Here is a 23,069-nt window from a genome sequence, read left to right on the forward strand (position 1 = left end):
AACTCCATGACTAGAATACTTCACGATGAAGTGACTTCGCGAGGAAGCTATGCTGTTCGGTGACAGGTTGTCAACGCGTGCCGGCGACATGAATCGTCGGCGGCAAAGGGAAGGGAGGGGCTCGGTGGACGAATCGGAGCCCACCGGCGTCGCGGCGCAGCGCGAGCGGCTGGCGGAAGAGCTCAGGGCCTACGGTGCGAGCTTCACCGAACTGGGCCGACGCTTCGCCGCTCAGATGGACGTGCACTCCACCGATGCTTTCGCTCTGCTGGAGATCGCCTCGGCCGAAGCCAGGGGTGTCCCGCTGTCCCCAGCTCTGCTCAGCGGTCGCATCTCCCTGTCATCGGGAGCCATGACCGCACTGCTCAACCGCCTCGAACGGGCCGGGTACGTCATCCGCACCCGCGAACACACCGACCGGCGGATCGTCACCCTGCGCAGCACCCCCCAGGTCAAGGAACGCGCTGATGCATTCTTCGGCGCCGTCAACGCCCGCCAGGACGCCGTCTTGTCGCAGCACCCGCCCGAGCTGCTTCAGCAGCTCGAGACCGTCCTGACCCAACTGCGCTCCACCCTGGACACTCAGCTCACGCGGCAAACCGGGGACATGTGACGGGCGATCGACCGTCCGCCCTCCAGCGGGACCCCCTCCGCAGGCAGTTCTGCCTCCCTCGCGAACGAGACTTCCGCGGAATCCGGACTGTCGGAGACGCTGGCTCCCGACGATCTCAAAGCACCTGACAACCCCACAATTCAGCGGCTCCCCCTCTGACACATGTACTTCCCCTGACAGATGTACTTCGACAGGACAGTGCGGGTGATCGTGCTGGGGGTGGCGGGTGGCCGCACCGGCTGGGGTGGATCTGGCGGAGCCGTACGTGTCGGCGGGCGACGGAGCCGGGGCCCAGGGGGGTACAGGCGGACAGGTAGGCGGCGGCGAGCACGCGGCGACGGCGGCGGCCCGGCGGTACGCCGCGCCGGGCCGCCGCCTACCGCGTGGCCGGGTCACCGGGCGGTGCCGGGACCCGCCGTCGGCAGATAGTGCGGCGCTCGCCAGGCGTGCAGCCGGCGTTCCACCGCGGCGCCCAGCGACAGGAGGTGGGCGTCCTGGCGGTCACCGGCCATCAGGAGCAGGCCCACGGGGAGCTCGCGCACGAACCCGGCGGGCACCGACAACGACGGGTATCCGGCCACGGCAGCGGGGGTCGACGACGGGATGACGTCGTTGTCGCCCCGCGCACAGTCGGTCGTCCAGGCGGGCGGGTTCGTGGGCGAGGCGAGGGCGTCGAGCCGGTGCGCGGACAGGGTCTCGTCGATCGAGCGCCGGGAGAGGTCCTTCAGCTCGGCGCGCATGGCCCGGTATCCCGGGTCGGTGGTGGGAGGCGCGGCGAGGGCCCGCTCGAACAGCTCCTGGCCGGCGAAGCAGGTCCGTTCCGCCGGTTGGGTGCGGTCGAACGCGATCAGCTCGCGGAGGTCCCGCGGACCGTGACGGGTGGCGAGGTAGGCGTCGATGTCCCGATGGAACTCGCTCAGCAGCGCGGGGAATTCGAGCGCGCCGAGCCGCTTCTGGTACGGCGGTGTCACCTCGACGACCTCGGCTCCCGCGCGACGCAGCTCCCTCGCGGTACGGCTCATCAGCGCATCCACCTCCGGCCCCAGCGAGGGCAGCCGCCACAGGCCGATCCGTTTGCCGCGCAGGGTCCCGGAGTGCGTCGGCCCGTCCGGGAGGCCGGCGGTGCCGCCGGCGAGCGAGGCGTCGCCACCGCTGAGCACCGCAAGGGTGAGCGCGGTGTCGGTCACATTGCGTGCCATGGGCCCCGCGGTGTCCTGCTCGGCGGAGATCGGGACCACTCCGGCCCGGCTGACGAGGCCGAGGCTGGGCTTATGGCCCACCACCCCGTTCATTCCGGCCGGGCACACGATGGAGCCGTCCGTCTCGGTGCCGATCGCCACCTGCGCCAGCGACGCGGCGAGCGCGGCGGCCGAACCGGCAGACGACCCGCACGGATTCCGGTCCAGGACGTAGGGGTTACGAGTCTGGCCGCCCACCGCCGACCAGCCCGACGTGGGCTTCTCCGCACGGAAGTTCGCCCATTCGGACAGATTGGTCTTGCCGAGGATCACCGCCCCGGCGTCCCGCAGCCGGGTCACCAGGGCGGCATCGGCATCCGGCGGGCTCCCGGCCAGCGCCAGCGATCCGGCCGTCGTCGGCATGTCGTGGGTGTCCACATTGTCCTTGAGCAGGACGGGAATGCCGTCGAGCGGGCCGCGGGCGGCACCGCGCCGGTGCCTGGCGTCGCTGGCGGCCGCCTGGCGCAGCGCCGTCGGGTCGGTCCTCAGTACCGCGTTGATCCTGGGGCCGATGGTCTCGATCCGTCGCAGATAGGCGGCCGTCAGCGCCGACGAGGTGAGCGAACCGTCCGCCATGCGGGCCTGTAATTCCGGGATCGTCACGGTGTCGAGGGCGACTCCCGGCCCCGGGGACGCACCGCTCCCCGGCGGACCGCCCGCGCCGGGCCCGGCGCTCGCCGCCTGCGGATGCGCCGCGCCCGCACCGAGGGAGCCCACGACCAGGGCGGCGAGCAGCGCGGCGATGCTCCACTTCTTCATGCTCCTCATGGAATCAGCGGACTATGGGCCGGCGCTCCGGCGCAAGAGCGTTTCGCGCCGCCGGCGCGGGCACGCGGCGGTCCCTGTGTCCGCGGCGCGTTTCCCCGGGCCACGCCGCATATGAGGCCCGTGCCGGTCGCGCCCCCGGCACGGGCCCCTCGTATGCGGCCCTCAGCAGGCCGTGGGCGCCTTCGACACCCCGGCCGGGCGCGCGGCGAGACCGGCCGCAGGGCCCGTTCGGCGAGGAAGCCGAAGAGCACGCCGAAGGAGGCCCACAACAGCGCCTGGATGCCGAGCGAGGCGAGGCGGAACTGCCACAACACGGGGGCCGGGAAGCCTTTGGGCGCCTCGTCGACCTCGAGAAGGAGCCCTGACCGCGCGGGTCCGGGCCAGTTCAGCCGTCTGCCGGCAGCCGACGGGCCAGGCTCCCTGCCAGGCGGCGGGCGGCGAAGGCTCCTTCGCCGCCTCCTGAACTCAGGAGCTGCAGCAGCTCCACCGCCGCACGTGCCGCGCTGCGGGTCTGCGGGTCTGCGGGTCAGCAGTGGCAGGCGTTGTCGTCGGCATCGATCACGTTGTCCACCAGAGCCATTACACCCGGCTCAAGATCCTGACCACCTTCTCTGAACTACCTCCGAAAGACCTCGACACGCTCCACGCTGTCTTCGCCGCGCCCTGCCTGACCACGTTCTGCCGTCTCGAGGAACTCGGTCTGGTAAGCCGTCGGGCAACGCCTTGAGCCGGATCAGGCGTGATCGGGTGCCGGCATCCAGCCGCGTTCACCGATTAGCGGCCAGCACTGCCGCGAGGCCCTCTTGCAGATCTTTGACGAAATACTCGGGAACCTCCAGCGACGGGAAATGCCCCCCGGTTTCGGGTGACCTCCATCGGACGATCTGCCGATACCGCTCCTGTGCCCAGGTGCGCGGACACTTCTCGATGTCGCGGGGATACATACTGATTGCTGACGGGACGTCGACCCGAAGTTCGGGGTCGAGCGAGTCGTGGCTTTCGTAGTAAATGCGGGCCGCCGATGCGCCGGTCCGTGTCAGCCAATACAGGGTGACATTGTCAAGAATCCTGTCTACGGAAATCGCCTCGAACGGGCTGTCTTCCGTATCTGTCCACTCGGCGAACTTGTCAAGGATCCAGGCAAGAAGCCCGACCGGTGAGTCGACGAGCGCGTACCCGATGGTCTGCGGTCGGGTCGCCTGCTGCTTCGCGTACGCGGCGCGGTGGCGCCAGAAATCGCGGGTCTCCTCGGTCCACTTGCGCTCGACCGCCGTCAGCCCGTCCGTTGTCAACCCGGGCGGTGCCTGCGCCAACGTTGAGTGGATGCCGAGTACGTGGTCAGGGAACCTGCCGGCGAGGATTGTGGTGATCACACCTCCCCAGTCGCCGCCGTAGGCCGCGAACTTGCTGTAGCCGAGCCTTCCCATCAGTTCCACCCACGCGGCCGCGATCTTTTCGGTTCCCCACCCGGTGGTGGCCGGCCTGTCGCTGTAACCAAAGCCTGGTAGCGAGGGGACCACGACGTGGAATGCCGGCGTGTCCGCATCTTTCGGATCTGCCAGCTCGTCCACTACGTCGACGAACTCGGCAATGCTGCCCGGCCAGCCGTGCGTCAAGATCAGCGGAGTGGCATCCGCGCGCGCGGATCGGCGGTGCAGGAAGTGGATTCCCAGACCATCAATGATCGTGCGGAACTGGCCGATCCGGTTGAGGCGCCCTTCGAACGCCCGCCAGTCGTACCCGGTGCGCCAGTAGTTCACGACGTCCACGAGGTCGGCGAGCGGAACGCCCTGTTCCCATCGGCGAGGGTCGGGCGCGGCACGGTAGACCGTCTCGGCCTCCGGCAGCCGCGCCGCGGCCAGTCGCGCGCGCAGATCGTCGAGGTCGGCGTCCGATGCGTGGGCTTCAAATGCTTGTACGTCGCTGGTGAGACGGGGCATGAGACCTCCTGGCCATCGTGGAACCGGCTGCGAGCCATCGCGAACCGGCTAAGGCGGTTCTACCGGTTCTACCGCGCCTTCATGCCGGCGTGCAACCGGCTAAGGTGGTTCCATGCGTGCTGGCTTCCCTGAATTCCGTCTCGGTAGCGTGCTGGCGACCAGCTTCACGGGGACTCTGTCGGAGCGTCATGGCGACGCTGTGGAGCGCATCCCCACGCCGCACCGACTCGTCGACTGGCTGGCAGTGAGCGGCCTCGCCGTGGACTCCTGCACCACTGCCCAGCTCGACCGCGCTCGGGAACTGAGGGAGTCGATTCACGCCGCCGCGACAGCGGCCGCGCTCCAGGACGCTCTCCCTGCGTCTGCTGTCCAAGTCATCAATGACTGCAGCACGCAGGGTCGGGCCGCAGCGATCCTGACGCCCGAAGGCGAGCGGCGATGGCTACTTGGCTCGACTTCCTGCGTGGAAGATGCGCTCAGCGTGATCGCCGCCGACGCGATCAGCATCGTTGCAGGCGAACGAGACGGAAAATTGGCCTTGTGCGCATCACCAACCTGCCAAGCCGCCTTCTTCGACACCAGCCAAAGTCGCACCCGCAAATGGTGTGACATGAACACATGCGGGAATCGCCAGAAGAAAGCGCGCTTCAATGCCAACCAGCGCAAAAAACCCAGATCAGCGGAGTGATCGTTACCTCGGTACATCCAAGTGGGCCCCACGCCTGCGACACATCTGTCGCGTTGGGTGCACCCCAACGGCACCACTCGGGCGTGTATTGAGTCGTGATCAACAGGTGGTCCGGGTGAGGTCTTTGATCCAGATCATTGAGGCGCACAGGTGAAGGCCGGCGAGGTGGCTGTCCGGGGTCTTCGGGCCCGCGGGCCCGTATCTTCTTGAGCACGGGGATGAACTGCGGGCTGTCCGCTGCCTAACCTTCTCCTCCTCGGCGGCATTCTCCAGCGCGGTGATGACATCCTGGCCCAGATGTATCCCGGCAGCATCGTGGTTAGCGCGCGCGGTGGTGGAGTCGACGCCGACCAGGGACAGGTCCACCTCACCCCGCTTCGCGGCCTCTGCGATCAGTCCGTCCGGCAGGGCTTCGAAGACGCCTGCGTCACGCCACTGCCGGAAGCGGTTGTGGACGGTCGATCAGGCGCCGAACCCGGCCGGCCTCTCCCGCCACTGCCCGCCCGTCTTGAACCGCCAGATCACGCCCTCGAACTGCTGGCGCAGCCGCTCGGGGTACGGGCCGTACTCGCCGATCGGCAGGTACGGATCGACGAAATGAGACCGTCCGCAGGCTTCAGTCTGCCGACGTGCGTGCCGTGTCCCTGGTGCGGATGTGCTGGCTGAGAAAGAGAGCGGCGCGGTCCAGTGCCTCGTCGGCCTCGTCCAGGACGCCGGCGAACGCCTGGAAGACATGTGGAACGTCAGCGGTGATGTCCAGGACGACGTCCACTCCGGCGTCCCTCGCGCGCGTGGAGGTGCGTATCGAGTCGTCCAGGAGCATTTCGTTGGTACCCACCTGCAGAAGCATCGGGGGGAAGCCGGTCAGGTCGGCGAGGGTGGCGGGGCTGAGCATGGGCTGGTGGGGGTCATGTCCCGCGCGATACATGGCTCCGGTGTGTTCCAGGCCCTCACGCGTGAAGAACGGGTCGATGCTCGCCTTGGTGTCCATGCTCGCGCCTGTCCGGGTCCCGTCGAGTCCGGGGGAGAACGCCACGACAACGCGCTGAACGACCTCCTTCGTGAGCGGCACGGGATCGTCACCTCGCAGTTCGAGTTCCTGCGCTTCCTGCGCGACCACCCCGGGTCCCGGGTGGCGGACCTCGCCACCGAATTCGCCATCGGGATCGGCGCGACCAGCAAGGGCATCGACCGCCTGGAGAAGCAGGCATGGGTCATACGGCGAACCAATCCATCGGATCGTCGCTCATCACTGCTGGACCTGACCGCCGGCGGCCTGCAACTCGTCGAGGCGGCGGAGGCGACGTTCACCAAAACACTGGCCGAGCTGACCACAGACGTCCTCGGCGGTCCCTCAGCACTGGCCGCCGTACAGATCCTCTCGGAGCTGCGCTCCGTGCTCGAACGCGACCAGATCGGCCTGCCCACAGGCTGACCGGCATGCGCATCCAGTGCGATGCGACTGCCCGTTGGCTGCGTGATCAGTGTGTGTTACGAGGGCGAATCCCGCGAATTGATCACGACTCGATACGCACCCTAAGAGCCATCCGTCGCCCTCGATCAACGTCGTCTTCCAGGACGGAAGTTCTTCCTACGCTGCCCCTCCACAAGACCTCGACACGCTCCTCGCTGTCTTCGCCGCGCCCTGTCTTTCGCCCGCTGCTTGATGTCCGGCGGGAGCATCGAGCACCTCACACAGGCTTCTCTGAACCAAGAGGTCGTATAGCCCTTCTGCAGGGTTGGCCGTCAAGCCGGAATCACGTGGGGAGGGGCGTTGTTGCCTGCTGTCTCGGGCTCGCTTCGGGTCAGCCCTCGGCCCGGTGGTGCAGGCCGTGTTGGTAACGGCCGGGAGTTTGACCGATGACCGTGGTGAAGGCGTGAATGAAGGTGCTGGGGTTGGACCACCCGCAGGCGTGAGCGGTAGCGGTGACGGTGTGTCCGTCGGAGAGCAGAACCAGGGCGTGATGAAGGCGCAGTTGGGTGCGCCATTGTTGAAAGCTCATGCCCAGTTCGTCGTGGAACAGCCGGCTGAGGGTGCGTTCGCTGGCGCCCACGGCCTTGCCCAGTGCGGCGAGCGAAGCGGTGTTGGCGGGGTTGTCATGGAGCAGGTGGGCCAGGGCCCGTAGGCGGTCATCTTGAGGTTCGGGCAAATGGAGAGGTTGCTCTGAAGACGCGCTGACTTCCTCGACGAGGATGTTGCGTAGCCGGGTGCGGGTGGCCGGGCGGTAGGAACGGTTGCCGGTGAGTGCAAGCAGGACTTCCCGGGCCAAGCCGGAAATGGCGAGCACAGCGGGCCGGTTGGGGAGGGCGCGGGCCAGGGAGGGCGCGATGAACACGATGCGCATGTCGGTGCGGCTATGGGCTTGGTGGTGGTGTTCGGTCCGGGCCGGGGTCCAGGCTGCCCGGTTGGCGGGGCAGATCCACCTGCCCCGCTGGGTGGTGACGGACAGGATGCCGCTGGCGGCATAGACGAGGTGTCCGCGCTCATGCTGGTGAGGGGGACTGATATCGCCATGGGTCAGGTCGTGAGAGATCCACCCGGCCCTGGGCAGATGGCGGGCAACGAGCACAGCGTGGCAGTCTATCGGTAGCCCGCCGGACAGCGCATCGGTGAGATTGTGATCCATGTCCGCACACCTTCACTTACCATCGACTGCTGCAATCCGGGCTACCCTGGCGGGGCCCTCGGGGCGGCGCCGCCGGCTGGCGGTGCTGGGGATCTGCGGTCTGAGCCTGTTCATGACCTATCTGGACAACACAATCCTCAACGTCGCGTTGCCCACGATCCAGACCAGTCTGGCCTGCGATCTGACCGCATTGCAGTGGGTGATGGATGGCTATCTGTTGGTGCTGGGCAGCTTGCTACTGCTGGCCGGCTCCATCGGCGATCGGTTGGGCCGACGTCGACTGTTCCTGTTCGGGGTGCTGGTTTTCACCGTGGGCTCGGCGCTCTGCAGCGTGGCGGTGAACCTGGGCACACTGGTCGCCGCACGAGTGGTTCAGGCCATGGGAGGGGCTGCGCTGACACCGACTTCGTTATCGATCGTGCGCGATGTCTTCCGTGACCCTGGTGAGCGGGACAAGGCGCTGGGGATGTGGGGTGGAATCTTCGGCGTAGCCACCGCGTGTGGGCCGCTTGCCGGCGGGCTGCTCGTGAGTGCTGCGGGGTGGCGCTCGGTGTTCTGGGTCAACATCCCCCTTGGCCTGGCCGCGCTGGTGCTCGCGCGCCGGTTCGTACCCGAGTCCCGCGCACCCCGGCCCCGCCGAGTGGATCCGCTCGGACAGGGCTTGATCATGGTGTTTCTTGCCGCATTGACCTACACGCTGGTCCAGGGACCCAGGGATGGATGGGGCAGGCCGCTGATCGTGAGCGGTTTTGTGCTTGCTGCCGTCGCACTCATCGCGTTCGTCGTGGCCGAACTGCGGCAGCGCGAACCGATGCTGGACCTGCGGTACTTCCGGAACATGCCGTTCACCGGCGCGAATGTCATCGCTCTGCTGGCGTTCATCGCGCTGGCCGGTTTCCTGCTCGTCAACACCCTGTATCTGCAGCAGGAGCGTGGACTGTCCGCCCGAAGCGCCGGAGTGGCCCTGCTTCCGGCCACGGTGGCGATCGCTGCCGGAGGGCCGTTGGGCGGCTGGTTGGTGGCCCGCTATGGGACGCGCCCGCCGCTGATTGCCGCCGGCCTGTTCATCACGGCGGGCAGCGCGGTGCTGCTCGGGTTGAGTCCCTCCACCCCCTACGTCGAGATCGCGTTCGCCTATGTGCTGCTGGGCGCCGGATTCGGCCTGGTCAATCCGCCGATCACCAGCACTGCCGTCAGCGGCATGCCGGCAAGCCAGGCCGGGGTCGCCTCGGCGGTGGCCGCCACCGCGCGCCAGTTCGGCAATGCCCTGGGCGTTGCCATCCTGGGAGGACTCCTGACGATCAAGCTTGGGTCATCCACAGGTCCTCATCTCCTCAGCAACGCCACGCACCTGCCCTGGGCGTGCCTCTGCCTCGACGGTTTGGCCGTCACCGCCGTCGCGGTGTTCACCACCGGGCAGCGACCGCGGGACGGCGGAGGGGCCGGCTCGGTCAGCACGACATCCCTGGAGGGGAAGCGGGTTGCCGGTCACTAAGGGCTTGGCTTGGCGACACCCTCATGGTCGGCCGGTTGTGCCGGTGCCGACGGCGGTCGGGCATACCGAGGTCGACGGCCTGCCGCCGTCGGGCATCCTCGACCTGTCTGAACTTCCGATGCGAACGGCCTCGTTGCTCCAGCACGAAGGCCGAACGGAGGCCGAACGGATCCTCTCCATGGGGTTGGCGGGACGGAACCAGGGCTTGTGATCGTCGGATGCCGAGGTTGACTACACCGCGGTCAGAACGGTTGCCGGGCAAGTCGGTCGCGCTTTTCATCCGCGTCAGCGAGGCTGACGCGGTCAGGCACGCGCCTTGCGACCCTCAGCACATCTTCCCGATCGTCAATGCTCGCGCCCGCTCTCCGGCGTCCTCTGGGCGGATTCGCTCGGCCAGGCACTGCCGGTGGGAGATGATGGTGTGGCTTCCTGGACCGTCGTTGCTCCGCGAGTCCAGGACGAGGGCGTCTCCACCTGGGCTCAACGTGATCCGTTCACCACAGAAGTTGCAGCGCCAGGCCAGCGACTCCAGGTCGGCAGGTCGGATGCTGAGCCGCACTGATACCGGCGGATGCCAGCGGTGGATTTGCTCGATCACTGCATCGATCTGCGAACCGATCGGTGGAAAGAGCGCGAGTAGTTCGTCATGGCTGCTTGTGGTCTGGGAGAACTGCTGGATCATGTCGATAGAGGCCGACAGACCGGCGTTCTCGTAACCGATGATCTCAACGACCACACCCCATGGGTGATGGCTGAGGACCCTGGCCCGAACCTTCTGACCAGGCATAAGCGCCAGACTCTCTGTCTCGAACCTTTCCATGAACCGCTTCCCCATCCTCTAGTCCAGCAGGCCGCGCCCGGTAGCGCTCATGCGCACGTGTCGTCGACGGCGGAGCCGGTCACCGAGCTCAGGACCCGCAAGGCATTATCGTATTGGAGACGGTCAAACGGGAACGGACCGAATGCCGCATAGTCGCGGGTCTTGCGGTGCGGTTGCTCGAAGGCGTCCCAGGTCACGAGGTCGGCTGTCGCGGTGATGCGGGCCATGAGCGGCCGGATCGAACGCCACATCAACGGATGCGTTGTTCATCGACAAGGTTCGTGAAGTTGTCGGGCTCTATCTCGACCCGCCGGGGAAGGCCTTGGTCCTGTGGGTGGACGAGAAGTCGCAGATCCAGGCCCTGGACCGGTTTCAGCCGGCTCGACAGGCAGGACCCGGGCGGCTTAGAGGTCCGTCTCATTATCGACAACTACGCGACCCACAAGACGCCCGCGGTCAAGAAGTGGCTGTTGGTGCATCCCCGTTTCCACCAGCACTTCACGCCTACGAGCTCGTCCTGGCTGAACCTTGTGCAGCGGTGTTTCCCCGAGCTCACGCAGAAGAAGCTCAAGCGCGGCGTCCACCGATCCGTCCAGGCTCTCGAACGCGACGTCCGGCCCTGTCCCGCCGACTGGAACACCAACCCCCTACCGTTCTTCTGGACGAAGACCGCCGACGAAATCCTCGACCGAATCGCCGCCTACTGCCACCGCGCCTCTGACTTCAGGTCACTAGTCGTCCCGGTACTCGCATTCCTCCCGTATCTCTTCCAGCAGGTCTTCCCAGAAACCCGATTCATCCGGGCCCTGGCCCAACTGCTCGAGCAGAGTGGTGAACTCGTCCAAGGCGGCGAATGCGGCCGACACGTCAGCATCGTCGAATCGCTGCTGGTAGAGCGTGAACAGTCCGAGCGCGCCGATGAACTCGGGCACCGACGGGGCCGCGTACCCGCCGTATCCCGCCGCATGGTCCCAGCCGTCGGGGTTGTAGATCTCGACCGCCCCGGTGTTGCCGCTCACCATCAGGTGCAACTGGCTGAGCTTGCCTATGCAGTAGGAGTACCGGGTCGGAGGGGAGTGGTCGTCCGGGTAGCGGTTGCCGAACAGCTCGTCCGGGTCCGCCTCCCACATGCCCCGCTCGGGCAGGTCGGCCGAGTCGTAGGAAAGAGCGTGGAGCTGCACCGCCGGGATCCCTGTCTCGGTCAGGAACGCGCGGGTTTCCTTGTCCTGCAACCCGGCAGGCAGCGCAGCTGGGCCGGGGCGCCACAACGTACCGGGCCCGAAACAGGACTCCAGCCACTCGATGGTGGGGCTTTGGGCGATGGCCAGCAGTTCAGACGTGTTCAACGATGTTCCCCCGATCAGCACGACAGCAGTTCCATTCAACCGTGCGGCACTGACAATCCCGACCACGGGCCCAGCCGGCGGGCACCTGCAACAACCGCCGACAGGCATCTCCTGCCGGTTCGCAGGGTGATCCGAAAGAATCGGCCCAGGCGTGAGTATGACGATGACCGCCGTGCGGCCCCGTCCCACGGGTCACCCCGGATACAACGTGACGCTGTCGAGCGAGCCGGAAACGGCCACCGCGGGCCGACGTCGCTCCGCCGGCCGGTGCCCCTGACCTCGGGCTGGAGCCCCGAGTCGGGCCGCGGCCTGGTCCTCGTTGATGCCACGGCAGACAGTGGGGCACCGACCTCCTGAGCTGGGGCACGCGCGTACGGGCCGAGCTGAAGGTGCAGCTGTGAGCGATGCCCCGAAGGTTGGGGACCTGGTCCGCGATATGGCCCGCGACTGCGAAGCGGTGGTGAGGACTTCCGCTCGGGGGTGCCTCTCCTGCGACCCCGCCACGGCGGTGGGGAACCGTGGCCGGACTCTCGCCTCTGGCTGGGGATCGTTGCCCGCCGTGGCGAGTGGGTGCGGCCGTGAGCTTGTTCTTCAACCTCCGAGCCATTGCGGTGTTGCTCAGAACTGTTGCGGTCGGGAAGCCTGACCGAGGGGACGCCGCTGCCCACAGCCGACGGGGACACCCTGCGCCGTGCCCAACCACACGCCGTGCTCGTCTTCACCGAGCCGGGTAGCGGTCCACTGCGCGCTCAAGTTGCCGTCGTACTTCCGAATGTCGACCAGCACAGAGGCGCTCCTTGTGATCACTCCAAGACGCTGATCCGACAGCGCCGACCAAGAACCCCCGCCCGCGTCTCACAGCAGGCTTCACCGGAAGACCGGAGGTCGCGTAGCGGCCAGTCCTCGGGCAGTGCTCGTAGCTGCAGAGCGACCGAGGCGGCGACGCCGGGCGGGTGCTCGACGAGTCCGATGTCTGCGGCGGCCGCAGCCATGGCGAAGGGCGTCCGTTGGCTCGTGTGTGGCTACCGGCCTGAACGCCCTTCGGCGGCACGGCATGTGTTCTCGACGGCCATGTGGCCCCGCGTCGCCGCATGGGGCCACCCCGCTCCCGGACAGGTCAGTCCCACTGCTCGTCCGCGAGGGAGCTGACCGGCTGCGGCTTGCCGATGACGGCAAGGGCGATGAAGAAGTTGATCTGGCCGATCGCGATGGTCAGGGTGGCCAGCGCCTTCTCGTCGTAGTGCTTCGCCACCTCGGCGTACAGCTCGTCGGAGACGCGCTCCTTGCCGTGCGGGGCGGGCTGGAGGGTGGCCTCCACCAAGGCGAGGGCGGCGCGCTCGGCGGCGGTGAAGTACGGGGCGTCCTGCCAGGAGGAGACGGCGGTGATGCGCTCCTCGGACTCCCCGGCCTTGCGCAGGAAGCCGGTGTTCAGGATTGTCAGGTAGGTGTTGCCGACGATCTGTCCGGCACGCAGGTGGACGAGGTTCATCGTGGTGCGGGGCACCGAGTGGTTGCCCGTGGCCCGGAAGAGGGCGGCGCTGATGTCGTTCAGCTCGGGCACGAACTCGGCCGGGTTGGGCATCCGGGAGATGGAGGTGTTCGTCATGACTGCTCTCCTTCGCTTCGGCCTGGTTGGCGTCTTCACAGCACTGACGGATCGGCGCACGCGGATGTGACCGGAATCCGGAAAGTTTTCCGGGGCGCTCCGGGCCTGGTGACAAACCTGTCCTTTTGGGGCCGCGCCCAGGTTGTGTCAGCAAAGTGGTTGCCGTGTCCAACTCCCTCCAGCCGCCCGTGGCCGGCCGTTCGACCCGCAGATCGAGTGATGGCCTACGCGGGATCGTCTGGTCGTGCATGCACTAGGCCTCACGGTCTTCCTGGGTGCCGGGGAAGAGTTCGACGCGGAGGTTGCCGCCGTCCTGGATGACGTACGTGGGGCCCGTTCGGTGAGTCCAGCCGAGGGGGAGGAGGTAGTAGCGGCCGTTGCGTTCGATGAGGCGGCGAAGGCCGGTGTAGCGGTATCGGTAGTGGTTCTTGGCGCCGAGGTCCGTCACCTCCAGTCCGGGTCCGGCCAGGCTGAGGCGGTCGGTGCTCAGGAGGACGACGGCGGGGCGGCGTATGAGGTTGGCGGCGGCCTCCCGGGCCTCCTGCTCGCCCAGTGTGCCGGTGGCCAGGCTGAGCCCCCACGTCACCAGCAGGCCGGCTGTGAAGACCGGCACCGCCCGGCTCCATGTCCGGGACGCAACGGCGATGGGCGGGGCTGCGGCCTGCGGGGATGTGGTCTGCGGGGCTGCAAGGTCGCCGTCGGTGACCCGGCTTGCGGCCCATGGGCTCTGGCCGAGGAGTATGCCGACTCCCAGCAGGAGCGGGGCCGCCCATCTGAACACGCCGAGCCAGGGCCAGGCGATCAGGAGGGCCAGCCCGGATCCGACGACGTAGAGGTGTGCCCGGGCGACGGCTCGTAGGGCGCGCACCAATCCACGTATCAGGCGTTCCTGGAATCCCTCCTCGTCGGTGTCCGACGGCGTGGCGGGGGTGGGAGACGTGGCCAGGTGCCGGGCTATCAGGACGGCGAGGACGCAGACGATCGCCAGCGGGGCGGTCACGACGTTCAGGCTCTGGATCGCCATCTCCGCGAAACCGAAGCCGAGGCTGAAGGAGTCCAGACGGAAGTAGCTGTAGAAGGCCGTCAGATAGACCGCACCGAGGAAGTACATGACAGCCACGAGGAAGGATGCCTGGGCGACGACGATGCCGAGGAGGCCGGCCGCCGTACGCTGCTCACCGGCCGGTGCGGACGGCTCCGCGGGCGGCGCGGAGGATGGGGACGGGTGCGCCGGGGTGCCGCTCATGTGCCGGACGGGGACGGACAGGTCGCGCTCGGCGAAGGGGTGCCCTCCGGGGAGGCCGGACCCGTTGTGCCGGGCGACTCGGACGGTGACGGCGAGCCGTCAGAAGGCGGACATTCCCCGCCGCCTGATCCACCGTTGGGGGGCGTGCTGGTCCCATCGTCCGGTCCGCCGTTGCTGCTGGGCTCGCTGGGCTCGCCACCCACGTCTCCGCTGCCACCGTCGCCGCCGCCTGTCGGGTCCACACCGCCGCCCGCCGGTGGTCTGCCGTGCCCCTTGGACGGTTTGTCGACCGGCGGCACCGGATCCCCGCCGTAACCGGGTCCGCCATGGCCGGTGCCGCCGCTGGTGGGGGCATCCCCCTGCGTACCACCCCCGGAGGAATCGTCGCCCGACGTGCCCCCCAGCGCCCCGCCGGACTCCGCGCCACCCGCCGCCCCACCCGCCGTTGAGGAGGCACTGGAGGACGGCGCAGGCCGTACGGAGCCGGATCCGCCGGAACCTCCGTGCGCGCAACCCGTCGCGACGATGAGCGCTCCAGCGGCAGCGGCGATGCGTAAGAGAAGTCCCTGTGCGTGTGTCTCTCGGCGTCCCATGTGAGCAGCTCCCCTCTCCCTCACAGGGTGCATACCTCTCCCTCACAGGGTGCATAGAGAACAACGCCCGCCGACCGGTCCCGGTTCCCTTGGATCCGGAACTGCGCGGACGCCGCAGAACGATCAACGGCCCGTGTTTCTTGCACAGTTGGCGAAGCTCTTGTGGAATCCCCGCTCGCGACCACTCCTGCCGTGACCGACTCCACCCCACGGCCCCGAAGACGTCGTGCTGCGCGCCGAGCACGACTCTCTCGTGCTCGTCATCCGGTTCCGGGTACGGCTGTACGGGCGCGCGTGCACCACCGCTCCGTCCGGGTTCTCGAACGCGGCATGCGGGCGTGGTCGGTCGACTGGAACGAACACCCCGGGCCGCTGTCCGGACGAAGACAGCCGACGAGATTTTCGACGAAATCGCCGCCTGCTGCCACCGAATCTCCGACTCGGGTCACTGGGCCGTTTTGTTCGGATCACGCCTCGGCGTCACCGCCCGGCCGCCCCGCCTCCGCCCGAAGCTTCGCTGCCCGCTCGCGAGGGTCGTACTGCGGCCCGACGCCCTCGATCAGCAGCAGGTCTCCCTCGATGTGATCGGTCCGAAGCCGCAGGATCTCCTGGTATGCGGGGGACGCATACCAGGCACGAGCCTCGGTCAGGTCGGGGAACTCGATCAGCACCATGCTGCCGGGCCAGGTGCCCTCCACCACCTCGGCCGGCGGACCGTGGATGACGAAGCGTCCATGGAAGGGGGCGAGGGTGGCCTGGATCCGCTCCAAGTATTCCAAAATGTCGGGGTGATGACGGCGGCTGTGCAGATGCGCGAAGCCATAAGCGGACACGTCGGGTTCCTTTGCCGGCTCGTCTGCGTCCCCGTGCGGGACGACGCTCCGAACGTAATCATGAGCGTCAGCGCACGGCGATTACCTATGAGGTAATCGCCCGCCGTGACCAATGTGCCGGGCCGGCCCACAGGATCCGGGCACGGCCGCGCGCACCGGTCCTCGCCAGCACTGTGCTGGACAGACCCGCGTTCCGGATGAGGAGAGTCCACGGCCATCCCGGCCGGCCGGCCGGCTGTGCTGTTGCCGGCCGGCTGCGGGATGGGGCGTCGGGTGGGGGCGGGTGGTTCCGGTCGTCTCCTGAGTTCGGGTTTTTCGGTATGCGGGATGTCAGGGGCCGTGGTGGACCAGGGGTGTTCGGGATGCGTGGTGGAGGAGGGCGGCGGGGGGTCGTGCGGGAGTCGGGCAGGGGCCAGTAGGGGTCCTTGCCGGTCAGGGCGGCGAAGAGGCGTTGCCAGGCGTCGTTGTCCGTGCCCAGGAGCTTCCCGGCCAGGGCGGCCAGTTCGCTCGTGGCGTCCTGGACGGCGGCTTGGAGGGCGGTGGGGACTTCCTGGCGGACGGAGGCTTCGGCGAGGTAGTGGAGCATGCGGTTGGCCATGGCGCCGCTGTGGATGATGTCTTTGCCGGAGAGCAGACCCCGTTCGAGAAGGGCGTCGAGGACGGCGGCCCACTCCTGTCGCCGGAGCGAGAGGTTCGGGATGTTTGCGATGGCCGCACGGGCCCAGTGGGAGCCGCGGTCGGTCAGGGTGCGGTCGATGAAGCAGGACCAGTACGCGAAGGCCGCCGGCGCGAGCTCGTCCGGTGCGTCGGGCAGCCGGGCGATGGTGCCCCATACCCGCGAGCGGAACGGATCCTGTGCGTGGGCCCGGATCAGGACGTCCCAGTCGCGGGTGTAGGGAAGGTCCAGGATCTCCTCGTGTTCGTACTCCCCACAGGTGCGGAGCTTGGCGACGAGGCGCTCGGTGCTCAGTTCCTTGTCGAGACGGGCGGTGAGGACCGCGTCCGCGTCGGGCGCGGACAGCGCCTTCGTTGCGATCTTGGCGGCGCCCGCGCTGAGCAGGCCGCGGTCGATCAGCGAGCGGAGTCGGTCGGGGCCGCCGTGGCGCAGCGCGTTGCGCGCGGCCAGGAGGTGGTCGGGAAGCGGAACGCGCTTGCCCCACGAGGCGAGCGCGTGCTCCACGAGTTCGGGGTCGGCCGCTTCGACCAGAACGCGGTGGTGCTTCGCCGTCCGCTTGTCGAAGTAGGGCCGTGTGAGCAGCCGTTCGCGCAGGTGTGGGGCGAGCGGGAGGAGATCGTCCGGGCCGTGGGCGGTGCGGCCCTGTGGCCGGCGGGAGAGGATGATCCGGCGGATCTCGACGGTCGAGCTGCTGCTGTAGATGTCCCCGTACAGCGTCGCGTTGATCGCGGGGTCGTCGACCGCCAGGAGCCGCAGATTCAGGTCCCGGTGGCGAGAGCTTCGCGCCAGGGCGAGCAGCGCGGTGCGGTCGTCGTGGGTGAACAGATGCTCCAGGAGGGCGTCGGGCAGGTGGTTGGTCGCACAGGCGCGCTCGATGAGGGTGAGCGTGGCCTGCGCGTCCAGCCGCGGCAGTACGGCCGCGAGGGCGTCGGCGCCCGCGTGAAGCAGGAGTCCGGCGCCTGCCGGAGTGAGCACGGTAAGGACCGCGTCCGCGCTGCCGTGCTCGAGCAGCTCGACGAAAGGCCGCTCGGCCCGGTCGGTGTCCATGGCGGCGAGCGCGCGCAGCCACCGCTCGGGGTCGGTGCCGAGCCGGTCGGCGACGAGCCGGCGCGCGGCATGCACTGCGGCCTCGGCCGGCCTGTCGCGGGTGAACCAGTCTCTCGGCAGTGGGGACATCTCGCGTGCGGTCATCCGGGCGACCATCTCGCTGGGTGCGACGATCCCCTGCCGACAGGCCAACAGGTCAGGTTTCGCGGGCCGGCCGGTCTTCTCGGCGAGGCGCCGTCGGGTGTCGGGCGAAGCGTGCCGGTCGCACGCCTCCACGAGCCACTCCGGATGGGAGAGCCCAGGGAATTCGCTCGGGTGCGCAGCGGCGAGGACGTCGAGCACAGAGGGCTCGGTGGGCAGTGGCGCGCCCGCGACGAGCGTGCGGAGCAGGTGTGCCGAGGCCAGCGCCGCGTCCGGGTCGAGGATCCGCTGCTGCTCCTTTCGCTCGGCGTAGGTGAGCGCGGGTGCGGGGGCCGCGGCGGGGTCCGGGGTGTGCATGGCGTGGGCGTGCGCGTCGAGGCGGGTCAGCTCGTCGGCGTCGGGCCGCGGCCCGGCCACGTTCGCGGCTGTGGTGATCAGTTCGGCGAGTGAGCCGGCGAAGGTTTTGAGCAGGCTGAGCGCGATGACCCACGCTTCCGGGTGACCGGCCAGATGCTCGCGTACGAGGTCGACGGCGGGCCGGCGTGCCCGCTCGCCGAAATGGCCGAGGTGGGCGAGTGCCGCCGCGGCCGGCCGGGCGGTGTCGACGAGCCGCTCGGGTCCCAGCAGGCCCTGCTCGACGGTTTCGACGAACCAGCGGTGCAGGTTGGCGTCGTACGGTGTAACACGCAGATGATCGGTCGGATCGGTCGGATCGGTCGGATCGGTCGGATCGGTCGGATCGGTCGGATCGGTCGGATCGGTCGGATCGGTCGGATCGGTCGGATCGGTCGGCTCGGAGTCGAGGGTGCTTGCGCGATTGGTGAGCGCCCGGCGGATCGCCTCGTCGACGTCCTCGTGGCGCAGGAGTTCCTCGATGGGCTCGGGCTCGAAGGTGTGCTCGTGGTGGGCGGCGATCAGGCGCGGGAAGTCGTACGCGTACGGCTCGTGAACGATCTCCCGCATCAGTCGGCGGGTGGCGTTGCGTCCGCGCGGGGTGGCCAGGACCCGGGGTAGCGCTTCGGGGTCTTCGTAGGGCTCGAGCCCGTCGCGGAACCGGTCCAGGCCGTCGGGGTGCTCCAGCGCGGCGGCCGCTTTGGCGAGGATTGAGCGCGGGTCGACGTCGGGGACCAGAGCAAGGAGCCGGCGCACGGCGGGCGGGCCGCCGCGTTCCCACACCCGGACCACCGAGAAGTGGCGCGCTCCGTCGCTCGCCCACCATCCCCCCGAGCCCCAGGAGTGCAGGACCAGTTCGGGGTCACCGCTCGTGATCAGTGGGCTGCGACGGAACCGGTCGTCGGTGGCGAGGAGTTCGGTGCGCAGCTCGGCGTCGAGGTGGACGAGCTCGGTGCGGCCCGGGGTGCGGGGAACGCCCGAGGCGATCGCGCGGCGCAGGGAGAGGGTGGCCTTCTGGTTGCGGTAGACGGCGGCGTTGACCGTCGGTTCGTCGCAGTCGGTCAGCCGGCGCAGATCCCGAATGCCGAGGGTGGCGTTGCTGCCGATGGCGGCCCGCGCGCGGGGGTCGGATGCCGCGAGCGCGGTGTCGAGGGCGTGTTCCGGCAGTGAGCCCTTGCCGAGCAGGGCGTGCAGCAGCTCGTCGGGCAGATGCGGGAGCAGCCCGCGCAGATCGTCGGGTTCGGCGGCGTACAGCAGGAACCGGTAGGGCTTGGTCAGGGCGGGCGGTGTGACCGAGGGGGCGGGCTCGGGCACCGTGCCGTCGGCGATGTGGGCCAGGAGGTCGGTGAGGGTGCCCTTGTACCGGGACAGGGAGGTGCGCAGGGTGGCCCAGCGCCGCGGATCGGCGCCGAGCCGGCGGTGGAGGAGGATGCGCAGGGACGCGGGGGAGGGGCCGAGTTCGAGCAGAGCCTGGGCCGCTGTGCGTGCGGGGGTGACGGTGTCGAGGACGAGTGCGCTGAGGTCCGTGTGGTCGCCGCAGGGGCCCAGCCTCGCGGCGATCTTGCGGAGTTCGGGGTGGCCGGGCGTGCGGACGGCGGCGCGCAGCAGGGCCGGACAGGGGGGTGCGGCCTCGGCGACGGCGGCGGGGTGGGTGCGGTACAGGTCGGCGAGCAGCTGCTCGGGACAGCCGGGGTGGGCGGCGAGGACGCGTATGACCGGCTCCGGCAGCGGCGTGCACTGATGAGCCTTCACGAGGGCGTCCCAGTCGAGGGTGCGGCGCCAGGCCCATTCGGCTTCGCCCGCGTGCAGTCCGGCCACCATGCCCTCGGGTCCCTCGGCGGTGGCCACCGCGGCGCGCAGCCGGGCACCGCCGGTGTCGCCGTCGCTGTCGGTGTCGAGTGCGCTGTGGGCGATGGCGGCAACAGTGGGGTGCAGGAGGGCGGGGCCGGTCGTGGGGGTGAGCAGCGCGCGGAGCCGGTCGGGATGCGGGAACAGCCCGAGTACGGCACGCAGCTGCTCGGCTGTGGTCAGCGCGCGGCCGCAGGTGCGCAGGGCGTGCTCGGCCAGCTCGGGTACTTCGCTCACCACGGCCGCACCCACGAAACGGGGGAGTGCCGGCGGCTCCTGGGTGGTGGCGCGGATACGGGTCAGCAGGGCGGCGAGGGCGGTGGGCTCGGGGTGCCGCCCGGGGGAGAGGATGAGGCGGCGCATCCACGGGCGGGCCTCTGCGTGCTCGTAGACGCATTGATCGACGACCGGGTCGGGGCGGTCGAGCAGCGCGGCCAGGTCGTCGGCGGTGAGATCTCCGGCCCGGGCCAGGGCTCGCCGTACGTACACGTCGGGGTCGCCGGCCGCCTTCGCGCGGGCCTGTGCGGGGACGGGCACCCAGGTGAGGTAGCGGGGCTCCTCTTCGCCCAGCCGGCGGCGGATCCGCCCGGCATCGCCGGGGGCGGCCCCGGCGAGCAACAGGGCGAGCAGCTGGGCGCCGTTGCGGTCGTAGCGGGTCACTGCGCCTGGTGTCACCGATCGTGTCCCTTGCGTCTGTCGTGTGCGTCGTCTTTGCACGGGGGCCGACGGGAACACCCCATCACACAGGCGCGGACCGTTCTCCCGGAGGGTTCGTCAGGGTTCGGGTTCGTCAGGGTTCGGGTTCGTCAGGGTTCGGAATTCCCTGAAGGTGCATAAGAGTTGAGCGCTGTGGCCGATGGTGGGGCGGGCGCGTGGGAGGACGCGGGTGCCAATGGCCTTGGAGCGCATTGTGTAGCTATGCCGGGTTCCTGCGTGACCTGTGTCGGGCTTCTGTGAGATCGGCCCGCTTCCACCGGATGGAACAATAGGGGTGATATCGCCACCCGCTGCGACACACACCCCGGCCGCTGCCTTGCCGCGATCGTCCTCGCCGGCACCCTCATCCGGCGCGACCGGTGGCTTGTGACCTGTGGTCGCCATCGCTTTTGACCTGCGGTTTCTTTGCTCTGTGGACGTGGATGTGGACGTGGACGAGGAACCTGTTGCGGCGTACGTGAAGCGCGGGCTCGAGTGGGCGGCAGTGAGGCGGCAGTGAGGCGCCAGCGAGGCGGCAGTGAGGCGGCAGCGCAACGTTAGGCCAGGGAGCGAAGCTTCTTGAGCACACCAGGTGATCACGGGGCCCACACAGGGCATCGAGCGCACCGAACACACGCATTTCACAGGGGAACCCGCAGAAAAGGAAAGTCCGTAAAGGCTTGGGCCTGCGCGGCACGGGGACCCCGACTCAAGGGGAGGAAGATCCGCATGACCACCGGAATCAAAGGCTGCGACAACCAGTCGAATTCTTTCGTCTCTTTCCTCAATGAAGAGCACGCCGGAGACAGCCAGTCCGTGAGCCCGAGGTCGCACAGCGACGCGTATGCGTGGATCTCGCAGCACAAGGAGAAGCCGCTGAGCGTCCAGACCGGACGGGGCCGCTGCATCATCTGGGACGACGACTGGAAGGTGAAGGGCGAGTGGGACGACGGCAGGGGGGAGTTCGTCCTCGCCAATGTCGAGCACAGCCCGCAGGACTACCAGATGACGGTCAGCGGCACGGGTGACATCAGCCTGTCCGCGGTCTGATCCGCGGTCGGGTCCGGGAAGAGGGGGATCGTAATGCCGATGCAGGACTGGCGTCCCACGAACGCCATGGAAAATCTGACGGGAAACTGGGTGTATTACGTGTGCACCGCCGTCAACGCATTCGCGAACATCCATTTCAGTCGCCACGTGGACAACTCCGCAGAGGACCACATGGCGACGAACGACGGCGCCTATTACTACTACGGCGTGACCGGCACGTTCAATCAGGCGGCGCAACAGGCTGATCAAGCCGTCAGGCAGGCGCTCTATGACGCCTGGCAGGACTACTTCCGGGTGCGGTGAGACCTGCCTGGGGCGGTAGCCGCCGCGGGTCCTGCCCGCTCCGACGGCCGGGAACAGCAGGACTGTTCCCGGCCGTCGGGCTGTCCTGGTGACGCGGGCCTGACCCTCCCTTCGGCTATGGATCCCTCAGGTTCCGGCGGGCCGGAGTGAGGGGAGGGGGGTGCGCAGGTCGCCATCGCGAGCCCGTTTCAGGGCCTCGGCCAGTGGCGGGGGCGGGGCGGCGATGCCCAGGGCGTCGTGGACGAAGCAGGCCGTCGTGGCCCAGACATCGGCGGAGCGACGCAGCAGGTAGCGCCCCTCGCCGGGAGCCTCCAGGCGGGCCAGGTCGGGAACGACCGATCGAGCGCGCCGGGCGTAGGCGAGGGAGCGGCGGGCGCTTGCGCCGCTGCGATCACGCTCTCCGTGGACCATCAGCACCCGTCGCCCGGCCAGATGCTCGACTTCTTCCTGGTCGGGCAGCCAGGGTGCCACGCCGACCACGGTGGTGACGCGCGGATGGCCGGCTACCCGGAAGGCGGCACGGCCGCCCAGGGAGTTGCCGACCACCGCGATGGGCACCTCCCCATGCAGCTCCCCGATCATTTCCAGCGCCCAGCGGGCATCGACGGCGGTGTCGGCACGTCGGCCGTTCCAGCCGCGGCAGCGGTAGCGCAGCAGGTGGACGGCCGGGCCGTCGCCCTCCCCGGTCAGCAAGGGGAAGAGGTTGCGCAGCTCGATTTCAACGAATCGCCAGTACCGGCCGCGGCTGCGGATGAATCCGCCCGGCAGGACCAACACCGCACCCGCCTTCGCCTCGCCTCCGCAGCGCACTAACTCGGGTTCCCGCTGCGGGCCGCCTGGCCCAATTCTCAAGTTCTCCATGCGCCACAGCTCAGGAAGACGCCCCCGTCACTGATGCCGACAAGGGAGGTGTCCGTGTGCCGCCCGTTGTGCGCAGGCCCGTCGGCTTCGGCGACCGTCCGGGCATCAAATTTACGGCCGGGTCCGCCGACGTTTTTCGCGGCCAGGGCGGCCTTGATCTTGTTGGCCGGCAGTGTGGCCAAAGCCAGGTGGCAGGTGGCAGGTGGCAGGTGACAGGTGACAGGAGTGAGCGGCCCCGGCT

The 23,069-nt window shown here is 68.8% G+C and carries 18 protein-coding genes and 3 pseudogenes; 7 read left to right on the forward strand and 14 right to left on the reverse strand.

Annotated features, from left to right (window positions below; all coding sequences use genetic code 11):
- The first annotated feature begins 124 nt into the window (after positions 1 to 124).
- Positions 125 to 613, forward strand: coding sequence for a MarR family winged helix-turn-helix transcriptional regulator (locus tag ACIGWZ_RS03875; protein WP_400060474.1), 489 nt, complete (start codon positions 125 to 127; stop codon positions 611 to 613).
- 392 nt (positions 614 to 1,005) lie between these two features.
- Here the strand turns inward: ACIGWZ_RS03875 and ACIGWZ_RS03880 are convergent, their stop codons facing one another.
- From ACIGWZ_RS03880 to ACIGWZ_RS03890, 3 genes and pseudogenes are all read right to left on the reverse strand, one after another.
- Positions 1,006 to 2,610 carry an amidase gene (locus ACIGWZ_RS03880; protein ID WP_400060476.1) on the reverse strand — a complete coding sequence of 535 codons (1,605 nt, stop codon included), beginning with the start codon at positions 2,608 to 2,610 and terminating at the stop codon, positions 1,006 to 1,008.
- A gap of 200 nt (positions 2,611 to 2,810) precedes the next feature.
- Positions 2,811 to 2,963, reverse strand: a pseudogene (locus ACIGWZ_RS03885) (CbtA family protein); the annotation flags it as partial.
- 423 nt (positions 2,964 to 3,386) lie between these two features.
- Positions 3,387 to 4,559, reverse strand: a complete 1,173-nt coding sequence (locus ACIGWZ_RS03890) for an epoxide hydrolase family protein (protein ID WP_400060478.1) — start codon at positions 4,557 to 4,559, stop codon at positions 3,387 to 3,389.
- A gap of 112 nt (positions 4,560 to 4,671) precedes the next feature.
- On the opposite strand from ACIGWZ_RS03890, the gene ACIGWZ_RS03895 reads away from it, so the two are divergent.
- Complete coding sequence (locus ACIGWZ_RS03895; RefSeq protein ID WP_400060480.1) at positions 4,672 to 5,247, forward strand: CGNR zinc finger domain-containing protein; 576 nt, start codon at positions 4,672 to 4,674, stop codon at positions 5,245 to 5,247.
- A gap of 234 nt (positions 5,248 to 5,481) precedes the next feature.
- Here ACIGWZ_RS03895 and ACIGWZ_RS03900 read toward each other — a convergent pair.
- Positions 5,482 to 5,829 (reverse strand): annotated as a pseudogene (locus tag ACIGWZ_RS03900) (transposase); the annotation flags it as partial.
- Positions 5,830 to 5,863: 34 nt separating this feature from the next.
- Positions 5,864 to 6,238, reverse strand: a complete 375-nt coding sequence (locus ACIGWZ_RS03905) for an alpha/beta hydrolase fold domain-containing protein (protein WP_400060482.1) — start codon at positions 6,236 to 6,238, stop codon at positions 5,864 to 5,866.
- A 54-nt stretch (positions 6,239 to 6,292) separates the two neighbouring features.
- On the opposite strand from ACIGWZ_RS03905, the gene ACIGWZ_RS03910 reads away from it, so the two are divergent.
- On the forward strand, positions 6,293 to 6,682 hold the full coding sequence (locus ACIGWZ_RS03910) for a MarR family winged helix-turn-helix transcriptional regulator (protein WP_400060813.1): 390 nt from the start codon (positions 6,293 to 6,295) through the stop codon (positions 6,680 to 6,682).
- Between the two features lie 370 nt (positions 6,683 to 7,052).
- On the opposite strand, the gene ACIGWZ_RS03915 is transcribed toward ACIGWZ_RS03910, so the two are convergent.
- Positions 7,053 to 7,874, reverse strand: a complete 822-nt coding sequence (locus tag ACIGWZ_RS03915) for an AraC family transcriptional regulator (RefSeq protein WP_400060484.1) — start codon at positions 7,872 to 7,874, stop codon at positions 7,053 to 7,055.
- Between ACIGWZ_RS03915 and ACIGWZ_RS03920 the strand changes: the two genes are divergently transcribed.
- Positions 7,873 to 9,369, forward strand: a complete 1,497-nt coding sequence (locus ACIGWZ_RS03920; protein ID WP_400060486.1) for a DHA2 family efflux MFS transporter permease subunit — start codon at positions 7,873 to 7,875, stop codon at positions 9,367 to 9,369. The genes ACIGWZ_RS03915 and ACIGWZ_RS03920 overlap by 2 nt on opposite strands.
- A gap of 325 nt (positions 9,370 to 9,694) precedes the next feature.
- Here ACIGWZ_RS03920 and ACIGWZ_RS03925 read toward each other — a convergent pair whose 3' ends face one another.
- Together ACIGWZ_RS03925 and ACIGWZ_RS03930 are read right to left on the reverse strand one after the other, a co-directional pair.
- On the reverse strand, positions 9,695 to 10,189 hold the full coding sequence (locus tag ACIGWZ_RS03925) for a hypothetical protein (protein WP_400060487.1): 495 nt from the start codon (positions 10,187 to 10,189) through the stop codon (positions 9,695 to 9,697).
- A 47-nt stretch (positions 10,190 to 10,236) separates the two neighbouring features.
- Positions 10,237 to 10,416, reverse strand: a complete 180-nt coding sequence (locus tag ACIGWZ_RS03930) for a hypothetical protein (protein ID WP_400060489.1) — start codon at positions 10,414 to 10,416, stop codon at positions 10,237 to 10,239.
- A 23-nt stretch (positions 10,417 to 10,439) separates the two neighbouring features.
- On the opposite strand from ACIGWZ_RS03930, the pseudogene ACIGWZ_RS03935 reads away from it, so the two are divergent.
- A pseudogene (locus ACIGWZ_RS03935) lies at positions 10,440 to 10,893 on the forward strand (transposase); the annotation flags it as partial.
- Between the two features lie 27 nt (positions 10,894 to 10,920).
- Here the strand turns inward: ACIGWZ_RS03935 and ACIGWZ_RS03940 are convergent.
- The 5 genes from ACIGWZ_RS03940 to ACIGWZ_RS03960 all read right to left on the reverse strand — a co-directional run bounded on the left by ACIGWZ_RS03940 (position 10,921) and on the right by ACIGWZ_RS03960 (position 20,593).
- Positions 10,921 to 11,535, reverse strand: coding sequence for an SUKH-4 family immunity protein (locus ACIGWZ_RS03940; protein WP_400060491.1), 615 nt, complete (start codon positions 11,533 to 11,535; stop codon positions 10,921 to 10,923).
- Between the two features lie 1,117 nt (positions 11,536 to 12,652).
- The gene (locus ACIGWZ_RS03945; RefSeq protein WP_400060493.1) at positions 12,653 to 13,141 is read right to left on the reverse strand and encodes a carboxymuconolactone decarboxylase family protein; all 489 of its coding nucleotides are present in this window, start codon (positions 13,139 to 13,141) and stop codon (positions 12,653 to 12,655) included.
- 253 nt (positions 13,142 to 13,394) lie between these two features.
- On the reverse strand, positions 13,395 to 14,387 hold the full coding sequence (locus tag ACIGWZ_RS03950) for a hypothetical protein (RefSeq protein WP_400060495.1): 993 nt from the start codon (positions 14,385 to 14,387) through the stop codon (positions 13,395 to 13,397).
- A gap of 1,060 nt (positions 14,388 to 15,447) precedes the next feature.
- A complete protein-coding gene (locus ACIGWZ_RS03955; protein ID WP_400060497.1) occupies positions 15,448 to 15,813 on the reverse strand; it encodes a DUF1330 domain-containing protein in 366 nt (121 codons plus the stop codon).
- A gap of 85 nt (positions 15,814 to 15,898) precedes the next feature.
- Positions 15,899 to 20,593 (reverse strand): hypothetical protein, encoded by a 4,695-nt coding sequence (locus tag ACIGWZ_RS03960; RefSeq protein ID WP_400060499.1) that lies wholly within the window; start codon positions 20,591 to 20,593, stop codon positions 15,899 to 15,901.
- 750 nt (positions 20,594 to 21,343) lie between these two features.
- On the opposite strand from ACIGWZ_RS03960, the gene ACIGWZ_RS03965 reads away from it, so the two are divergent.
- Positions 21,344 to 21,664, forward strand: coding sequence for a hypothetical protein (locus ACIGWZ_RS03965; protein WP_400060500.1), 321 nt, complete (start codon positions 21,344 to 21,346; stop codon positions 21,662 to 21,664).
- Between the two features lie 33 nt (positions 21,665 to 21,697).
- Positions 21,698 to 21,967, forward strand: coding sequence for a hypothetical protein (locus ACIGWZ_RS03970; protein WP_400060502.1), 270 nt, complete (start codon positions 21,698 to 21,700; stop codon positions 21,965 to 21,967).
- Positions 21,968 to 22,093: 126 nt separating this feature from the next.
- Here the strand turns inward: ACIGWZ_RS03970 and ACIGWZ_RS03975 are convergent, their stop codons facing one another.
- The gene (locus ACIGWZ_RS03975; protein WP_400060504.1) at positions 22,094 to 22,744 is read right to left on the reverse strand and encodes an alpha/beta fold hydrolase; all 651 of its coding nucleotides are present in this window, start codon (positions 22,742 to 22,744) and stop codon (positions 22,094 to 22,096) included.
- Positions 22,745 to 23,069: the final 325 nt, after the last annotated feature.

It is taken from the genome of Streptomyces sp. NPDC053427 (assembly GCF_044544985.1).
Taxonomy (GTDB): domain Bacteria; phylum Actinomycetota; class Actinomycetes; order Streptomycetales; family Streptomycetaceae; genus Streptomyces.

Excerpts from the sequence above, each read along its gene's own strand:
- ACIGWZ_RS03890 (WP_400060478.1), bottom strand. The coding sequence starts at position 4,559 with ATGCCCCGTCTCACCAGCGACGTACAAGCATTTGAAGCCCACGCATCG.
- ACIGWZ_RS03945 (WP_400060493.1), bottom strand. The coding sequence starts at position 13,141 with ATGACGAACACCTCCATCTCCCGGATGCCCAACCCGGCCGAGTTCGTG.
- ACIGWZ_RS03920 (WP_400060486.1), top strand. The coding sequence starts at position 7,873 with ATGTCCGCACACCTTCACTTACCATCGACTGCTGCAATCCGGGCTACC.
- ACIGWZ_RS03925 (WP_400060487.1), bottom strand. The coding sequence starts at position 10,189 with ATGGAAAGGTTCGAGACAGAGAGTCTGGCGCTTATGCCTGGTCAGAAG.
- ACIGWZ_RS03950 (WP_400060495.1), bottom strand. The coding sequence starts at position 14,387 with ATGAGCGGCACCCCGGCGCACCCGTCCCCATCCTCCGCGCCGCCCGCG.
- ACIGWZ_RS03895 (WP_400060480.1), top strand. The coding sequence starts at position 4,672 with ATGCGTGCTGGCTTCCCTGAATTCCGTCTCGGTAGCGTGCTGGCGACC.
- ACIGWZ_RS03905 (WP_400060482.1), bottom strand. The coding sequence starts at position 6,238 with ATGGACACCAAGGCGAGCATCGACCCGTTCTTCACGCGTGAGGGCCTG.
- ACIGWZ_RS03970 (WP_400060502.1), top strand. The coding sequence starts at position 21,698 with ATGCCGATGCAGGACTGGCGTCCCACGAACGCCATGGAAAATCTGACG.
- ACIGWZ_RS03930 (WP_400060489.1), bottom strand. The coding sequence starts at position 10,416 with ATGGCCCGCATCACCGCGACAGCCGACCTCGTGACCTGGGACGCCTTC.
- ACIGWZ_RS03880 (WP_400060476.1), bottom strand. The coding sequence starts at position 2,610 with ATGAAGAAGTGGAGCATCGCCGCGCTGCTCGCCGCCCTGGTCGTGGGC.
- ACIGWZ_RS03965 (WP_400060500.1), top strand. The coding sequence starts at position 21,344 with ATGACCACCGGAATCAAAGGCTGCGACAACCAGTCGAATTCTTTCGTC.
- ACIGWZ_RS03915 (WP_400060484.1), bottom strand. The coding sequence starts at position 7,874 with ATGGATCACAATCTCACCGATGCGCTGTCCGGCGGGCTACCGATAGAC.